Below are 16,238 nucleotides of genomic sequence, written 5' to 3' on the forward strand. Positions count from 1 at the left end.
CCGCCATTGACTGAAAAGGCCACAAGGGGGGCTCCCACTAGCCCTGCTTCGTTTATCACCCCACAAAAAAGCCCCGCGTCAGCGGGGCTTCTTGATGACAATCAGGTCAGGCGTCAGTCACCCTGCTGTTTCTGCAGGTGCTCCCAGCGCTCCTGCGCGTCCAGGGTGCGCTCGGCGGTCAGGCGCGCCTCCAGGCGCTCCAGGCCAATTTCCTCGCCGGTGTCGACGCAGTAGCCGTAGTCGCCGGCGTCCAGGCGCTTGAGCGTGCTGTCGATCTTGCCGATCAGCTTGCGATAGCGATCGCGGGTACGCAGTTCCAGCGAGTTCTCGGTCTCGCGGGTGGCGCGCTCGGCCTCGTCGCCGACGTCGCGCACTTCGTCCTTGAGGTTCTCGATGGTCTGCTTGGATTCCTCGACCAGGTCGGCGCGCCACTGCAGCAGGCGCTGGCGGAAGTACTCCAGCTGCAGCGGGCCCATGTATTCCTCGTCGGCCTTGGGCTTGTAGCCGGCCGGCAGCACGGGGCGGCCGGTGGCCTCATCGACGGTGTACTCGACCTTGCGGACCTTGCCCTTGGGGGCGGGCTCCGGGGTGCGTCCGGTGACCGCCACGGCGATCTTGCCGGTCACGCGGGCAACGGCGGGCTTGGCCTGGGCGGCGGGTTTTTCGGTTTTCGAAGGGGTCTTGGAAGCGGGCACTGTGTTCTTTGCAGGGGCAGCCTTGGCAGCCGACGCTACAGGGGCCGATGTCGCGGCGGTCTTCACTGCGGGGGCCTTGCTGGGGCTGGTCGCCTTAGCGGGAGCGGATTTAGCCGGAGCGGGCTTGGCAGCCGGCTGCGGAGCGGTCTTCGGCGCGGCCTTCCCTGCCGTGGCCTTCTTGGCCGGCGCGGGCGCCGGCTTCTTCGCCGCCGTGGTCTTGGCGGCGGTGCTGGGGTTCGTGGCCTTCTTCACGGGTGCGGTCTTGCCTGCCGTCTTCTTGGCGGGTGCAGGCGCGGCCTTCTTGGCCACCACGCCCTTGGCCGGCGACTTGGCGACGGCCGCCTTCTTGGCGACGACAGCGGTCTTGGCGGCCTTGACGGCCTTTTTTGCGGGTTTCTTGGCTGCCACGAACAGCGTCCTTGAATCATTCCCGGGCCGGGAAAAGCGGGCCTTTATAGCCTACCCGGACAGGTGCGGCAACCACACCAATCACAGGCGCGCAAAACCATGGCTTATCATCGGACCATGCTTCAACGCGGACTCATCGCCCTGTTGCGCGGCTACAAGCGCTTCATCAGCCCGCTGTTGGGCCCACGCTGCCGTTTCGAGCCGACCTGCTCGGTCTACGCCATGCAGGCAATCGAGCGCTTCGGCCCGCTGCGCGGCGGCTGGATGGCGCTGCGCCGGATCGGCCGCTGCCATCCGCTGCATCCGGGCGGCGACGACCCGGTGCCGCCCGCGCCCCACGCCTCCTCACCGCATTCAGGATCCTGCCGATGCCCGCCACCGTGATCGTCAACGCCCGTATGGTCAACGAGGGGCGCGAGACCACAGGTGATCTCAGCATCGAGAACGGCCGCATCACGCGCATCGCGCCGCAGATCGCGATCAACGCCGGCCAGACGGTGATCGAGGCCGGCGGCCGCTGGCTGCTGCCGGGCATGATCGACGACCAGGTGCACTTCCGCGAGCCGGGCCTGACCCACAAGGGCGATCTGGCCACCGAGTCGGCCGCGGCCGTGGCCGGCGGGCTGACCAGCTTCATGGACATGCCCAACACCAACCCGCCCACCCTCACCGCCGAGGCGCTGGAGGCCAAGTACGCGCTGGCCAAGGGGCGGGCCTGGGGCAACCACGGCTTCTACATGGGCGCCAGCAACGACAACCTGGCGCAGATCCAGCGCGTCGATCCGCGCGCCACGCCCGGGGTGAAGGTGTTCATGGGCGCCTCCACCGGCAACATGCTGGTAGACGATCCGGACACGCTGGACGCGATCTTCCGCGACGCGCCGGTGCCGATCATCACCCACTGCGAGGACACCCCGACCATCAACGCCAACCTGGCGCGCTACCTCGCGCAGTACGGCGATGAGATCCCGGTGGAGTTCCATCCCGACATCCGCTCGCGCCAGGCGTGCATCGCCTCCACGCGCCTGGCGCTGTCGCTGGCCAGGCGGCACGGCACGCGCCTGCACGTGCTGCACCTGTCCACCGCCGACGAGCTGGCGCTGTTCAGCGCCGGGCCGCTGGTGGACAAGGCCGGCAAGCGCCTGAAGCAGATCACCGCCGAGACCTGCATCCACTTCCTGCGCTTCGACCGCACCGACTACGCGCGCCTGGGCAACCTGATCAAGTGCAATCCGGCGATCAAGGACCCGGCCGACCGCATCGCGCTGATCAAGGCCGTGGCCGAAAACGTCATCGACGTACTGGCCACCGACCATGCGCCGCACACCCTGGACGAGAAGTCCCAGACCGACTACACCAAGGCGCCCGGCGGCCTGCCGCTGGTGCAGTACGCGCTGGTGGCCGCGCTGGAGCTGGTACACGAGAAGAAGCTCAGCATCGCCCAGGTGGTGCAGAAGTTCGCCCATGCGCCGGCGCAGCTGTTCGACATCAAGGAGCGCGGCTTCTTGCGCGAGGGCTATTGGGCCGACCTGGTGCTGGTGGAGGACGAGGACTTCACCGTCAGGCGCGAGGATGTATTGTCCAAGTGCGAGTGGTCGCCATTCGAGGGCACCACCTTCCACCACAAGATCGACGCGACCTGGGTCAACGGGCGCATGGTGTGGAACGGCGAGCAGCTGGTCGGTACACCGCGCGGCATGCGCCTGGAGTTCGAGCGTTGAGGCGGCTGTGGCTGGCCGCGCTGCTGGCGCTGGCCGGCGGCGCCACGGTCCTGGACGGGGCCGCGGCGCAGGCGCAGCAGGCTGAAGCGGCGACCTTCCCCGCGTCGGTGTCGCAGGGCGCGCTGGTGTTCGGCAAGGTCGCGCCGGGCAGCGTGGTGCGCTACGGCGGACGCACGCTGCGGGTGAGCGGCTATGGCACGGTGGTGTTCGGCGTGGGCCGCAACGAAACCGGGCCGCTGCGCGTGCAGGTGAGCGCGCCGGGCGCGGCTGCGCAGACCGTCGAGATCGCGGTGACGCCGCGCGACTGGCCGACCGAGCGCGTCAACGGCGTCCCGCCCAAGTCCGTCAACCCGCCGCCTGAGATCGCCGCGCGCATCGAGCGCGAACAGGCCGCGGTGACGGCGGTGCGCACGCGCGACGACGACCGCACCGACTTCGCCACGCCCTTCATTTGGCCGGTGCAGGGACGGATCAGCGGGCGCTTCGGCAATGCCCGGGTCTACAACGGCCAGCCCTCGTCCGCCGGGCATTCGGGCATGGATATCGCCGTGCCGACCGGCACGCCGGTCAAGGCGCCGGCCGGCGGCGTGGTGACCTTCGCCGCGCCCGATCTGTACCTCACCGGCGGCACGCTGGTGCTGGACCATGGCTTCGGCGTGAGCTCCAACTTCCTGCACCTCTCGCGCATCGACGTGAAGGTGGGCGATGTGGTGCGGCAGGGCCAGGTGATCGCCGCGGTCGGCGCCACCGGGCGCGCGACCGGGCCGCATCTGCATTGGGGGATGAACTGGTTCGATGTGCGCATCGATCCGCTGCTGGTGCTGGAGCGCGGGAAGTAGCGTCCGCGAGTTGGGTCAGCGAGTTGATCCGTGGGAGCCGCCTTTATGGCCTTTTCGGCCAATGGCGGCGATAGGGCTTTACCAGTAGAGCCTCATCGCCGCCATGGCGGCTCACGGGCATGCAGGCCTACCCCCTACCCTTCGCTGTCGGCCCATCGGCCAGGCATTGCCGGTATAACCGGATCGTCAGCGCTCGGCGTCTGCGGCCTTGTGGCGTGGATCCGGGTCGCGATGTGTGGCCTGCGGCACTGCGGCTTCGCCCACCTTTCCGGCGCGGCGCATCGCTCGCAGCGTCACAACCTTTCCCCTGGAGATGCGCGATGTCCAACGAGCAACTCAAGCCCACGCTGGGCACGCTGCACCTGTGGGGCATCGCGGTGGGGCTGGTCATTTCCGGCGAGTACTTCGGCTGGAGCTACGGCTGGGGCGTGGCCGGCACGCTGGGCTTCCTGGTCACCACGCTGCTGGTGGCCGCGATGTATACCTGCTTCATCTTCAGCTTCACCGAGCTGACCACCGCCATCCCGCACGCGGGCGGTCCGTTCGCCTACAGCTGGCGCGCGTTCGGTGCCACCGGCGGCATGGTCGCCGGCATCGCCACGCTGATCGAATTCGTGTTCGCCCCGCCCTCGATCTCGATGGCCATCGGTGCCTATCTCAACGTGCAGTTCCCCGCGCTGGATCCCAAGCTGGCCGCGGTCGGGGCCTATGTGGTGTTCATGGGCTTGAACATCCTGGGCGTGAGCATCGCGGCCACCTTCGAGGTCGTGGTCACCGTGCTGGCGGTGCTGGAGCTGCTGGTGTTCATGGGCGTGGTCGCGCCGGGCTTCTCGTTGGCCAACTTCGCCGCCGGCGGCTGGGCGGGCTCGGACCGCTTCAGCGCCGCGGCGCTGGCCGGGATCTTCGCGGCGATCCCGTTCGCGATCTGGTTCTTCCTGGCGATCGAAGGGGCGGCCATGGCCGCCGAGGAAGCCAAGGACCCCAGGCGCACCATCCCGCGCGCCTACATCGCAGGGATCCTGACCCTGGTGGTGCTGGCGTTCGGCGTGATGCTCTTCGCCGGCGGCGTGGGCGACTGGCGCGCCTTGAGCAACATCAACGATCCGCTGCCGCAGGCGATGAAGGCGGTGGTCGGCAACAGCTCGACCTGGCTGCACATGCTGGTGTGGATCGGCCTGTTCGGCCTAGTCGCCAGCTTCCACGGCATCATCCTGGGCTATTCGCGCCAGTTCTTCGCGCTGGCGCGGGCCGGCCTCCTGCCGCACGGACTGGCGAAGCTGTCGCGCTTCCGCACGCCGCACCGGGCCATCCTCGCCGGCGGCCTGATCGGCGTGGCGGCGATCTACAGCGACGGGCTGGTCAGCCTGCAGGGCATGAGCCTGACCGCGGCGATGATCACCATGTCGGTCTTCGGCGCGGTGGTGATGTACATCATGAGCATGCTGAGCCTGTTCAAGCTGCGCCGCAGCGAACCCGGCCTGGCGCGCAGCTTCATCGCGCCGGGCTACCCCGTGGTGCCGGGCATCGCGCTGCTGCTGGCGGTGGTCTGCCTGGTGGCGATGGTGTGGTTCAACCCGCAGATCGCCGGCGTGTTCGTGCTGCTGATGGCACTGGGCATGGGCGTGTGCCGGCTGAGCCTGCGCGGCGGCGGCCCGCAGCCGGACCGCGCGGTCGACGCGGCCTGAATCCGCCCATCGGCATGCTGCCCGAATGAGCGGATTCGTCCACAGCGTGGGCGGGGCGCAATGGCGCTTCGCCGATCTCAAGACCCTGCTGGCGCGGGCGACGCCGGCGCGTTCGGGCGATCGCCTGGCCGGCGTGGCGGCGCAGACCGACCGCGAGCGCGTGGCCGCGCAGATGGCCTTGGCCGAGCTGCCGCTGCGGCACTTCCTCGATGAGGCGGTGATCCCCTACGAGGACGACGAGGTCACCCGGCTGATCATGGATGGCCATGACGCGGAGGCCTTCGCGCCGATCGCGCACCTGACCGTCGGCGACTTCCGCGACTGGCTGCTGGGCGAGGCCGCGACCGAGGCCAGCCTGGCCGCGCTGGCGCCGGGGCTGACGCCGGAGATGGTCGCCGCGGTGTCCAAGCTGATGCGCGTGCAGGACCTGGTGCTGGTGGCGGCCAAGGTGCGCGTGACCACCGCCTTCCGCAATACGCTGGGCCTGCGCGGGCGGCTGTCCACGCGCCTGCAGCCCAACCATCCCACCGACGATGCGGCCGGCATCGCCGCCAGCGTGCTGGACGGCCTGCTGTACGGCAACGGCGATGCGGTGATCGGCATCAACCCGGCCAGCGACAGCACCGGCGACATCGTCGAGCTGCTGAAGATGCTCGATGGCGTGATCCGCGGCTACGAGATCCCCACCCAGTCCTGCGTACTGGCCCACCTCACCACCACGCTGGAGGCGATCGAGCGCGGCGCGCCGGTGGACCTGGTGTTCCAGTCGATCGCCGGCACCGAGGGCGCCAACGCCAGCTTCGGCGTCAACCTGGCGCTGCTGCAGGAAGGCTACGAGGCCGGCCTGGCGCTGGGCCGCGGCAGCGTCGGCGCCAACGTGATGTATTTCGAGACCGGGCAAGGCAGCGCGCTGTCGGCCGAGGCGCATCACGGCGTGGACCAGCAGACCTGCGAGGCGCGGGCGTACGCGGTGGCGCGTCAGTTCAAGCCGCTGCTGGTCAACACGGTGGTGGGCTTCATTGGGCCGGAGTATCTGTTCGACGGCAAGCAGATCATCCGCGCCGGGCTGGAGGATCACTTCTGCGGCAAGCTGCTCGGCGTGCCGATGGGCTGCGACATCTGCTACACCAACCATGCGCAGGCCGACCAGGACGACATGGACGTGCTGCTGACCCTGCTGGGCGCGGCCGGGATCAACTTCATCATGGGCATCCCCGGCAGCGACGATGTGATGCTCAATTACCAGACCACCTCGTTCCACGATGCGCTCTACGCGCGCCAGGTGCTGGGCCTGCGCGCCGCGCCGGAGTTCGAGGCCTGGCTGGAGAAGATGCAGATCCTGCGCCTGCGCGAGGGGCGTTTCGAACTCGGGCGCGATGTGCCTGCACCGTTCCGCAAGGCGCTGGGGCAGCTGTGAGCGCGCAGGACGATCCACCCTCGCCGACCGCGCCCGATGCCTGGGCCGCGCTGCGTCGCCTCACGCCGGCGCGCATCGCCCTGGGCCGCGCCGGCACCAGCCTGCCGACACGCCCGCAGCTGGAGTTCCAGTTCGCCCATGCGCAGGCGCGCGATGCGGTGCATCTGCCGCTGGACAGCGCGGCGCTCGCACAGGCCGCCGGCGCGCTGGCGCTGGACGTGCTGCCGCTGCACAGCGCCGCGGCGGACCGCGAGACCTATCTGCAGCGCCCGGACCTGGGCCGTCGCCTCGACGACGCCTCCGCCGAGGCCCTGCGCGCCCACGCGGCGCTGAAGGCGCGCAGCTGCGATGTCTGCATCGTCCTCGCCGACGGCCTGTCCGCCCTGGCCGTGCACACCCACGCCGCGCCGATGCTGCAGCGCCTGCGCGACCACGCGCGCACGCAGGCCTGGTCGCTGGCCCCGGTCTGCGTGGTCGAACAGGGCCGCGTGGCGGTGGGCGATGAGATCGCCGAACGGCTCGGCGCGCGCCTGTGCGTGACGCTGATCGGCGAGCGCCCGGGCCTGAGCTCGCCCGACAGCCTGGGCGCCTACCTGACCTTCGCCCCGCGCGTGGGCCTGACCGATGCGGCGCGCAACTGCATCTCCAACATCCGCGCCGCCGGCCTGTCCTACGACACGGCCATGCACAAGCTCGCTTATCTGATGGGCGAAGCGATGCGCCGCCAGCTCTCCGGCGTGCAGCTCAAGGACGAGGCCCAGGCCCCGGTGCTGCTGGAGAGCGATGGGCCGCGACCGGGCAACTTCCTGTTGCCGGGGAAGGATTGAGGCGACCGTGGCGCCGTGGCCCGCAGGCGTCGCGGGGAGGCCTGGGCGCCTGACGACCGGGGTGCAACGTCCATGGATTCCCGCGTTCGCGGGAATGACGGACTCTGATCGCTCGCGACACTGGCTTTTAAAGAGTGTGTCGCTTGAACGCAGACCGTCCCCTCGTCCACCGAACGATAGAGGATCTACACAGCGAGACCCCAGACACGTCATTCCCGCGAACGCGGGAATCCATGGACTTTTCGCATGCCGAAGCCAAGACACTGGGTTCCCGCCTGCGCGGAAACGACAATCGAATTCTCTCGATTGCCCTGATGTACCGAGCGTCGCGCGGCAGCGAGTACCGCAATCGCGACTCTAGTGACCGCCACTCGCCGCGCGCCACGCGGTCCACACCAGCCTGGCGGGCCTCGCCGGCGTGCTGCCCTGCGCATCGGCATGCAGGTTGGCCAGGCGCAGGCGCAGCAGCGCGGCGATCAGGCGCCGGGGGCGCGGTCCGTCCACACGCGCGGGCCAGCGGGCCAGCAGCGCATCGCGCCAGGCGAAGGTATCGGCGTGCGGCGGGACTTCCATCCAGCGCAGGAACAGCAACTGCGCGGCCATCGGCTCAAGCGCGTTGACCCTGCGCGCGCCGGGGAACAGCGCCGCCTCAACCTGCTGGATCGCATTGGCCAGCGGCATCACCAGCGGCAGCGCAGCATCGGGCGATTCGGGCAACGAGCGCATCAGGGTCAGCCCTGGCAGCGCATCGGCCAGCACCTCCCACGGCGCCGGCACCGGCTCCAGCACACGGCCGAGCGGATGGCGCGAACGCCTGCGCGACCAGTCGCGCAGTTCCTCGCCCCACCAGGCCAGCTTGGCATCGGCAGGCAACGGATCGCCGGCGATGTTCATCGCATCGAACAGCTCCTGCAGCAGCGCGAACCAGGCCTCTGCCAGCGGTCGCTGCGCGGCGGGCACGAAGGCCTGCACCAGCGGCCACTCGGGCCAGCGGGCGCGCCACTTGTCCAGGAAGCTGTCCAGGGCGGTGGACATCAGCGCTCTCCGAGCTGCGGCCAATGCGCGGGGTCCAGCAGCTGCGCCGGCGTGTCGAGCATCACCTCGGCCTGCCAGCTGACCGGATCGTCGTCGTCCAGGCGATAACCCCACAGCGCGGCGATCGCGGGCATGCCGGCGGCGCGCGCGGCCTGGATATCGCGCGCGTCATCGCCCACATAGACGCAGTCGTCGATGCGCGCGCCGAGCAGGCGCGCGGCCTCCTGCAACGGCAGCGGATGCGGCTTGCGCTCGGCCAGCGTGTCGCCGCCGATCAGCACGGCGCAGCGCGTCTGCCAGCCCAGCAGCGGCATCAGGTCGCGGGCCAGGCCCTCGGGCTTGTTGGTGACGATGCCCCAGCGGCTGCCGTGGGCCTCCAGCGCCGCCAGCATCGCCTCGATGTCGTCGAACGGGGCGCCATGCCGGCCCAGCTCCTCGGCATAGACCTGCAGGAACTCCGGCACCAGCGCCTCGCGCGCCTGCGGCGACAGTTCGGGAAACGCCGCCCCGCACATCGCCCTCGAGCCTTTGGACACGTGGGGCCGGATGTCGGCCAGCACCATCGGCGCCCGGCCGCGCGCGACCAGCATCCGGTTGACCGTGGCCAGCATGTCCGGCGCGCTGTCCAGCAGCGTGCCGTCGAGGTCGAACAACGCCACAGGCGGAAAGCCGGGACCGGGGACCGGGGACCGGGGACCCGGGGAAAGCGCAGTTCCCCGCGTCAGACCATGCCCGCTCCCTTCGGAAGTGGTCGCTCTGCTTTCCCGGGTCCCCGGTCCCCGGTCCCCGGTCCCGGCGCTCATGCCTTCGCCGCGCACGCCAGGTAGTTCACTTCGGTGCGCCGGCTCAGGCGGGCGGCGCTGCGCCAGGGTTCGTAGACCAGGCCGCTGACATCGCGCATCTGCAGGCCGCTGGCGCGCACCCAGGCGGCCAGTTCGGCCGGCTTGATGAAATCGGCATAGCGGTGCGTGCCCTTGGGCAGCAGCTTGGCGATGTACTCGGCACCGACCACCGCCAGCGCGAACGCGGCCGGGGTGCGGTTGAGCGTGGACATGAACAGCTGGCCGCCTGGCTTGAGCAGGCGCGCGCAGGCGTCGATCACCGCGCCCGGATCGGGCACGTGCTCGAGCATTTCCATGCAGGTGATGGCATCGAAGCTTTCCGGCTCCTCCTCGGCCAGCGCCTCGACGGCGATCTGTCGGTAGTCCACCTCCACCCCGGATTCGAGCTTGTGCAGGCGCGCGACCTTCAGCAGCTCGGGCGCCAGGTCGATGGCGACCACCTGGGCGCCGGCCGCGGCCAGCGCCTCGCTCAGCAGGCCACCGCCGCAGCCCACGTCCAGCACGCGCTTGCCGGCCAGCGGCAGGCGGCTGGCGACGTACTGCAGGCGCACCGGGTTGAGCGCATGCAGCGCCTTCTGCGGGCCGTCCGGGTCCCACCAGCGGGTGGCCAGGGCGCCGAACTTGTCCAGCTCGGCCTGGTGGAAATTGGCGTTGGATGCGGGGGTCATGGCGCGTTCCTTTTCGAAGGCCTCGCGGCCGTGGGGCCGCGGGAAACAGCGGCCAGCATGCGCAAGGGCCGCATCAGGGAGCGTGAGGGGTCAGGCCGGATGCAGGCCGGCGATGCGCTGGCGCCACTGGCGCGCGTTGGCGACCACGCCGGCCATGTCGATCCCGACCGGCTGGCGGTCGACCAGGCGTTCGCGCCCGGCGATCCACACATCGGTGACCTGGTGGCGACCGGTGGCGTAGACCAGCTGGGAGACGACGTGGTGCAGCGGCTGGGTCTCCAGCGCGGACAGGTCCACGCAGGCGATGTCGGCCTGCTTGCCCACCTCCAGCGTGCCGACCAGATGGTCGAAGCCGATCGCCCTGGCCCCACCCAGCGTGGCCGCGCGCAGGGCGGCGAAGGCGTCCAGCGCCACCGCGTCCTGGGCCACGGCCTTGGACAGGATCGCCGCGGTGCGGGTCTCGCCGAACATGTCCAGGTCGTTGTTGGAGGCGCAGCCGTCGGTGCCGATGGCCAGGTTCACTCCGGCGCGGGCCAGCGCGCAGGCCGGGCAGAAGCCGGAGGCGAGCTTGAGGTTGGATTCCGGGCAGTGCACCACCGACACGCCGCGTTCGGCGCACAGGTGGATCTCGCCTTCCGTCAGCTGGGTCATGTGCACGGCGATCAGGCGGTCGTTGATCAGGCCCATGCGGTCCAGGCGCGCGATCGGGCGCTGGCCGTAGTCCTTGAGCGACTGCTCCACCTCCTGCGCCGTCTCGTGCAGATGCAGGTGCACCGGCACGTCGAGCTGGTCGGACAGCATGCGCACCCGCTCGAAGTTGGCGTCGTTGACCGTATACGGCGCATGCGGCGCGAACGCGGTGGCGATCAGCGGATCGTCGCGCCACTGGTCGTGGACCTGCCCGGCACGGTCGAAATACTCGTCGTCGCTGCTGGCCCAGGCGGTGGGGAAGTCGATCACCGGCAGGCCGATGCGCGCGCGGAAGCCATGGTGCTTGTAGGTGGCCGCCTGCACGTCGGGGAAGAAGTAGTTCTCGTTGACGCAGGTGGTGCCGCCACGCAGCATCTCGGCGATCGCCAGGGTGATGCCGTCGGCGATGAACTCCGGCCCCATCACCGCGCCTTCCACCGGCCAGATGTGCTGCTGCAGCCAGACCTTGAGCGGCAGGTCGTCGGCGATGCCGCGCAGCAGGGTCATCGGGTTGTGCGTGTGGGCGTTCACCAGGCCGGGGATCAGCGCAGCCTCGGGCCGCTGCACCACCTGTTTGGCGGCAAAGCGCGTGCGGGCCTGCGCGATCGGCGCGATGGCCACGATCGCCCCGTCGGTGATGGCCACGGCGTGCTGCTCGAGCACCACCGCGTGCGGTTCGACCGGCACCACATAGCCGGCTTCGATCAACAGGTCGCAGGATTCAACGTCGGACGGATTCACGGGTGCCTTGGTTACCAAAGAGGATCAGCCGGCCTTGCCCAGCATCAGGCGCCGGGTCAGGAACGAAGCGGGCCAGATCAGCATGAAGAAGAACGCCGAGTACGGGTTGGGCCACAGGTAGGCCAGCGGGATCGCCAGCAGGAACACCGCGATCGACACCGTGCTGCGCACCACGAACCAACGCGCCTGGGCCGCGCCCAGGCGCTCGGCCAGCGACTCCTGCCGCGCCACCCACACCCGGGTGAGAAAGCCGAAGAAGGAGATCGTCGCCAAGACCACCGCATAGAAGGCGAAGCGCCCGGGCGAGGCGCTGCTGACCGACTCGGAGTACTCGCGCGTGGCGAACGGCATCAGCGCCACGAACATCAGCTGCCAGATCGTGCCCCACACCAGCCGGCCGCTGACATGGCGCACGTGGCGCCAGGTCTGCATATGGCTCATCCAGAAGGTGGCCGTGACCAGGAAGCTGACGAAGTAGGCGATGAACAGCGCCAGCGTATGGCCGTTCGCCGCGCCCTCGCCCAGGCGCTCGACCATTTCCGCGTCGGGCAGCTTGAGCTCGATGGCCAGCAGGGTGATGGCGATGGCGAAGACCGCATCGCTGAAGAAGACCACCCGGTCGTGCGGAAACACATCCGCGCGCGCCGGGGCATCGCCCTGCTGTTCCTGCACCAAGCCAAGATCCTGCATGCGACGCTCCCTGCGCGCTGGATGGGGGTTACTTCACCCGGCTGACGTACTCGCCGGTGCGGGTGTCGACCTTGATGATCTCGTCGGTGCCCACGAACAGCGGCACGCGCACCACCGCCCCGGTCTCCAGGGTGGCCGGCTTGCCGCCGGTGCCGGCGGTGTCGCCCTTCACGCCCGGGTCGGTCTCGGTGATCTTCAGCTCGACGAAGTTCGGCGGCGTGACCTGGATCGGGTTGCCGTTGAACAGGGTCACCACGCAGGCTTCCTCGCCCTTGAGCCACTTCTTGGCATCGCCCACGCCGGCCTCGTCGGCCTGCACCTGCTCGAAGGTCTCCTGCTGCATGAAGTGCCAGTACTCGCCATCGTTGTACAGGTACTGCATGTCGGTATCGACCACGTCGGCGGCCTCGATCGAGTCGGTGCTCTTGAGGGTCAGTTCCTGCACGCGGCCCGAGCGGATCAGGCGGAAGCGCATGCGGGTGAACGCCTGGCCCTTGCCGGGCTTGACGTAGTCGGTCTCGGTGATGATGGCGGGTTCGTTGTTGACCAGGATCTTCATCCCGTTCTTGACGTCGTTCATGCCGTAGGTGGCCATGGGCAAACTCCTGGAGATAAGACAGACCCGCCGCCATGCGCGAGCGGCCGGATACAATGGGGACGCCCGCCGCAACCGGCGAGCGCATGCTTCGTTCAAACGCTCATGATACCTGCAGCACCCCTTTCCAGACAGACGGCCCCCGCCGCCAGCGCCACCGCCCCCGCCCCGCTGCAGCCTTCGGGCTGGCAGCAGGCGCTGCGTCGGGCCGTGCGCGATCCGGGCGAACTGCTCACGCGGCTGGGCCTGCACGAGGCCGCGCTGGGGGTTTGCCCGCAGGCCGCGGCGCAGTTCCCGCTGCTTGCGCCCGAAGGCTTCGTGGCCCGCATGCGCCACGGCGACCCGCACGATCCGCTGCTGCGCCAGGTCCTGCCGCTGGACCAGGAGCTGCGCCTGCTGCCCGGCTTCGGCCTGGACGCGGTCGGCGACGCGGCCGCGCGCTCGGCGACCGGCGTGATCCAGAAGTACCAGGGCCGCGCCCTGATGGTGGCCACCGGCAGCTGCGCGATCCACTGCCGCTACTGCTTCCGCCGGCACTTCCCGTATGGCGAGGAGACCGCCGCGCGCGATCACTGGGCCGAGGCGATCGCCCGGGTGCGCGAGGATGCGAGCATCGACGAGGTGATCCTGTCCGGCGGCGATCCGCTGTCGCTGTCTACGCCCAAGCTGGCCGAGCTGACCGATGCCCTGCGCCAGGTGCCGCACCTCAGGCGCCTGCGCATCCACAGCCGCCTGCCGGTGGTCCTGCCCGAGCGCGTCGATGCCGCCCTGCTGCAGTGGCTGGGCGCGCTGCCCTGGCCGGTGGCCTTCGTCCTGCACGCCAACCACGCCAACGAGTTCGATGCCAGCGTCGATGCGGCCCTGGCCGCGCTGCGCGGCAGCGGCGCGACCCTGCTAAACCAGGCGGTGCTGCTGCGCGGCGTCAACGACAGCGTCGATGCGCTGGCGGCGCTGTCCGAACGCGGCTTCGCCGCAGGCGTGCTGCCTTACTACCTGCACCAGCTCGACCGTGTGCAAGGCGTGGCCCACTTCGAGGTGGACGACGCCACCGCGCTGGCGCTGCATACCGAGCTGGCCGCGCGCCTGTCCGGCTACCTGGTGCCGCGCCTGGTGCGCGAGATCCCGGGCGACACCGGCAAGCGCCCGCTGCGCTGAGCGTGCGCGGCCGTAGCACAGGACGGCCTTCACGAATCCGCAAGCCAGCCGATGGTCAGGATGGACGCTCCGGTGACCATGCTGTATTAAACGCCGTCCCCCGCTCCCAGCACGAAGCGCCATGCAGATCGGCAAAGACACGCCCGTGCGGCTGATGATCATCGACGACAGCGGTGAGGCGGCCGAGGGCGTGGTCAGCACGTTCCGCAACGACGGCATCGCCGTGCGGCCGTTGCGCCCGCTGGATGCGGAGGAACTGGTCCAGCAGCTGGCCAGCCAGCCGGTGGACCTGATCCTGGTGGCCAAGACCGCCCGCACCCTCCCGGTCTCGGCGGTGCTGGAGCAGGTCGCCGCCGTCGGCAAGGACATCCCGGTGGTGGTGATGGTCGACGCCTCCGGCACGCCTTCGGTGGTGGACGACCTAATCAATGGCGCCAGCGCGGTCGCGGTGCGCTCGCGTCCCGATCACCTGCTCAGCGTGCTGCGCGCCGAATGGGAGGACCTGGAGGCCCGCCGCGGCCTGCGCCGCCTGGAGGCCCAGCTGCGCGAGACCGAGCGCCGCTGCGATGCGCTGATCGCCTCCTCGCGCGATCCCATCGCCTATGTGCACGAAGGCATGCACATCCGCGCCAACGATGCGTATCTGGACATGTTCGGATTCGCGTCCTTCGAGGACATCGAGGGTCTGTCGCTGCTGGACCTGATCGCGCCCAAGGACGTGGAGGACTTCAAGCAGCTGCTCAAGCGCATCGGCAAGGGCGAGCCGCCCCCGCCGCGCTACGAGTGCGAGGCGCGCACGCTCGACGGCGAGGCCTTCCCGGCGGTGATGGAGTTCGCCACCGCCACCTACGAGGGCGAGGCCTGCGTGCAGGTGGTGTTCCGCCGCCGCGAGCTGGATACCGAACTGGCGCGCGAGGTCGAGGACCTGCGCCAGCGCGACGTGGTCACCGGCCTGCTCAACCGCCCCACCTTCCTGCATGCGCTCGAGGATGCCGTGGCCCAGGTCGGGCAAGGCGAGCAGCAGTACGGCCTGCTGCTGGTCGAACCGGATCACTACGCGCGCCTGCTGCCGGACATCGGGCTGGGCTCGGCCGATGCGCTGATCGCGGCGATGGCGGCGCGCTTCTCCAGCCTGATCGGCGAAGGCATGGTCGCCGCCCGCTTCAGCGAACACGGCTTCGCCGTGCTGTGCCACTGCAGCCATGCCGACACCGCCGCGCTGGCCGAGCGCCTGCGCGCCGGCTTCGCCGCGCATGTGTTCGAGATCGGCAGCCACGCGGTGACCGCCACCCTGAGCGTGGGCGGCGTGCAGATCGGCGAGAAGATCGCCAGCGTCAGCCAGGTGCTGGCGCGGGCCAGCGAGAACCTGCAGTCGGTGGCCAGCGTCGGCGGCAACGGCGTGCTGATCTTCGACCCGGCCGCGGTGGACCGCGCCGAGGCCGAGTACGCCCAGCGCATCCTGGACCTGGTGCGCGAGGCGCTGACCGGCAGCGGCTTCGCCCTGCACTACCAGCCGATCATCCCGCTGCTCGGCGCGCCGGGCGATTTCTACGAAGGCTTCCTGCGCCTGGACAACGGCAGCGGCGAGCGGATCAAGCCGGTGACCTTCCTGGCCATCGCCGAGGAAGCCGGGCTGCTGGCCGACATCGACCGCTGGGTGGTGCGCGCGGCCATCGCCGCACTGGCCGCGCGCGAACGTGCCGGGCGCCCCACGCGCATGATGGTCAAGATCAGCCAGGCCTCCTTCGGCGATACGCGCCTGGTTGAGACCATCGCCCACGAACTGGCCGCCACCGGGCTGCCGGGCGAGCGGCTCTGGCTGGAAACCACCGAAGCCAAGGTCTTCACCCACCTGCGCGCGGCGCAGGAGCTGCTGCAGTCGGCGGCGCGCCTGGGCTGCAAGGTCGGGCTGGAGCAGTTCGGCACCGGGCTGGATTCCTTCCAGCTGCTGGCGCACTTCACCCCGGCCTTCCTCAAGCTGGACCGCAGCTTCACCCAGGACCACACCCGCGTGGCCGAGAACCAGGACAAGATCCGCGAGATCACCGCACGCGCGCAGCGCGACGGCATCACCACCATCGCCGAGCACGTGCAGGACCCGGGCACGATGTCGCTGCTGTTCGGCGCCGGGCTGGATTACGTGGAAGGCTCGTTCGTCGCCAATGCGATGCCGGAGATGAGCTTCGACTTCAACGCCTGAAGCGTTAGAGCGAAAGAGCGAAGGCCCCGC

The 16,238-nt window shown here is 69.8% G+C and carries 15 protein-coding genes; 8 read left to right on the plus strand and 7 right to left on the minus strand.

What is annotated here, in order from left to right:
* Window positions 1-113: 113 nt before the first annotated feature.
* Complete coding sequence (gene dksA / locus MWN52_RS10550; protein ID WP_130518131.1) at window positions 114-1,103, minus strand: RNA polymerase-binding protein DksA; 990 nt, start codon at window positions 1,101-1,103, stop codon at window positions 114-116.
* Between the two features lie 99 nt (window positions 1,104-1,202).
* On the opposite strand from dksA, the gene yidD reads away from it, so the two are divergent.
* The 6 genes from yidD (at window position 1,203) to eutC (ending at window position 7,592) form a co-directional block, all read left to right on the plus strand.
* On the plus strand, window positions 1,203-1,487 hold the full coding sequence (gene yidD, locus MWN52_RS10555; RefSeq protein ID WP_130518129.1) for a membrane protein insertion efficiency factor YidD: 285 nt from the start codon (window positions 1,203-1,205) through the stop codon (window positions 1,485-1,487).
* Window positions 1,472-2,824, plus strand: a complete 1,353-nt coding sequence (locus tag MWN52_RS10560; protein ID WP_286574612.1) for a dihydroorotase — start codon at window positions 1,472-1,474, stop codon at window positions 2,822-2,824. Before yidD ends, MWN52_RS10560 begins: the two co-directional genes overlap by 16 nt.
* Window positions 2,821-3,663: a M23 family metallopeptidase gene (locus tag MWN52_RS10565; RefSeq protein ID WP_425608020.1), complete on the plus strand. Its 843-nt coding sequence runs from the start codon at window positions 2,821-2,823 to the stop codon at window positions 3,661-3,663. The genes MWN52_RS10560 and MWN52_RS10565 overlap by 4 nt, the downstream gene beginning before the upstream one ends.
* A gap of 320 nt (window positions 3,664-3,983) precedes the next feature.
* Complete coding sequence (gene eat / locus MWN52_RS10570) at window positions 3,984-5,348, plus strand: ethanolamine permease (protein ID WP_286574613.1); 1,365 nt, start codon at window positions 3,984-3,986, stop codon at window positions 5,346-5,348.
* A 25-nt stretch (window positions 5,349-5,373) separates the two neighbouring features.
* Complete coding sequence (locus tag MWN52_RS10575) at window positions 5,374-6,765, plus strand: ethanolamine ammonia-lyase subunit EutB (RefSeq protein WP_286574616.1); 1,392 nt, start codon at window positions 5,374-5,376, stop codon at window positions 6,763-6,765.
* The gene (gene eutC, locus MWN52_RS10580) at window positions 6,762-7,592 is read left to right on the plus strand and encodes an ethanolamine ammonia-lyase subunit EutC (protein WP_286574617.1); all 831 of its coding nucleotides are present in this window, start codon (window positions 6,762-6,764) and stop codon (window positions 7,590-7,592) included. The genes MWN52_RS10575 and eutC overlap by 4 nt, the downstream gene beginning before the upstream one ends.
* A gap of 357 nt (window positions 7,593-7,949) precedes the next feature.
* On the opposite strand, the gene MWN52_RS10585 is transcribed toward eutC, so the two are convergent.
* The 6 genes from MWN52_RS10585 to efp all read right to left on the minus strand — a co-directional run bounded on the left by MWN52_RS10585 (window position 7,950) and on the right by efp (window position 12,853).
* Window positions 7,950-8,627, minus strand: a complete 678-nt coding sequence (locus MWN52_RS10585; RefSeq protein ID WP_286574618.1) for a phytoene/squalene synthase family protein — start codon at window positions 8,625-8,627, stop codon at window positions 7,950-7,952.
* Window positions 8,627-9,238 carry a phosphoglycolate phosphatase gene (gene gph / locus MWN52_RS10590; RefSeq protein WP_425608122.1) on the minus strand — a complete coding sequence of 204 codons (612 nt, stop codon included), beginning with the start codon at window positions 9,236-9,238 and terminating at the stop codon, window positions 8,627-8,629. The genes MWN52_RS10585 and gph overlap by 1 nt, the downstream gene beginning before the upstream one ends.
* A 188-nt stretch (window positions 9,239-9,426) precedes the next feature.
* Window positions 9,427-10,137: a bifunctional 2-polyprenyl-6-hydroxyphenol methylase/3-demethylubiquinol 3-O-methyltransferase UbiG gene (ubiG, locus tag MWN52_RS10595; RefSeq protein WP_130532058.1), complete on the minus strand. Its 711-nt coding sequence runs from the start codon at window positions 10,135-10,137 to the stop codon at window positions 9,427-9,429.
* A gap of 90 nt (window positions 10,138-10,227) precedes the next feature.
* Window positions 10,228-11,568, minus strand: coding sequence for a TRZ/ATZ family hydrolase (locus tag MWN52_RS10600; RefSeq protein ID WP_130532059.1), 1,341 nt, complete (start codon window positions 11,566-11,568; stop codon window positions 10,228-10,230).
* 24 nt (window positions 11,569-11,592) lie between these two features.
* Window positions 11,593-12,258: a TMEM175 family protein gene (locus tag MWN52_RS10605; protein WP_130518107.1), complete on the minus strand. Its 666-nt coding sequence runs from the start codon at window positions 12,256-12,258 to the stop codon at window positions 11,593-11,595.
* 28 nt (window positions 12,259-12,286) lie between these two features.
* A complete protein-coding gene (gene efp, locus MWN52_RS10610) occupies window positions 12,287-12,853 on the minus strand; it encodes an elongation factor P (RefSeq protein WP_130518105.1) in 567 nt (188 codons plus the stop codon).
* 105 nt (window positions 12,854-12,958) lie between these two features.
* Between efp and epmB the strand changes: the two genes are divergently transcribed.
* A complete protein-coding gene (epmB, locus tag MWN52_RS10615) occupies window positions 12,959-14,008 on the plus strand; it encodes an EF-P beta-lysylation protein EpmB (protein ID WP_286574621.1) in 1,050 nt (349 codons plus the stop codon).
* Window positions 14,009-14,129: 121 nt separating this feature from the next.
* On the plus strand, window positions 14,130-16,208 hold the full coding sequence (locus MWN52_RS10620; protein ID WP_130532062.1) for a GGDEF/EAL domain-containing response regulator: 2,079 nt from the start codon (window positions 14,130-14,132) through the stop codon (window positions 16,206-16,208).
* Window positions 16,209-16,238 lie beyond the last annotated feature (30 nt).

The organism is Pseudoxanthomonas winnipegensis, from assembly GCF_030322905.1.
Lineage (GTDB): Bacteria > Pseudomonadota > Gammaproteobacteria > Xanthomonadales > Xanthomonadaceae > Pseudoxanthomonas_A > Pseudoxanthomonas_A winnipegensis.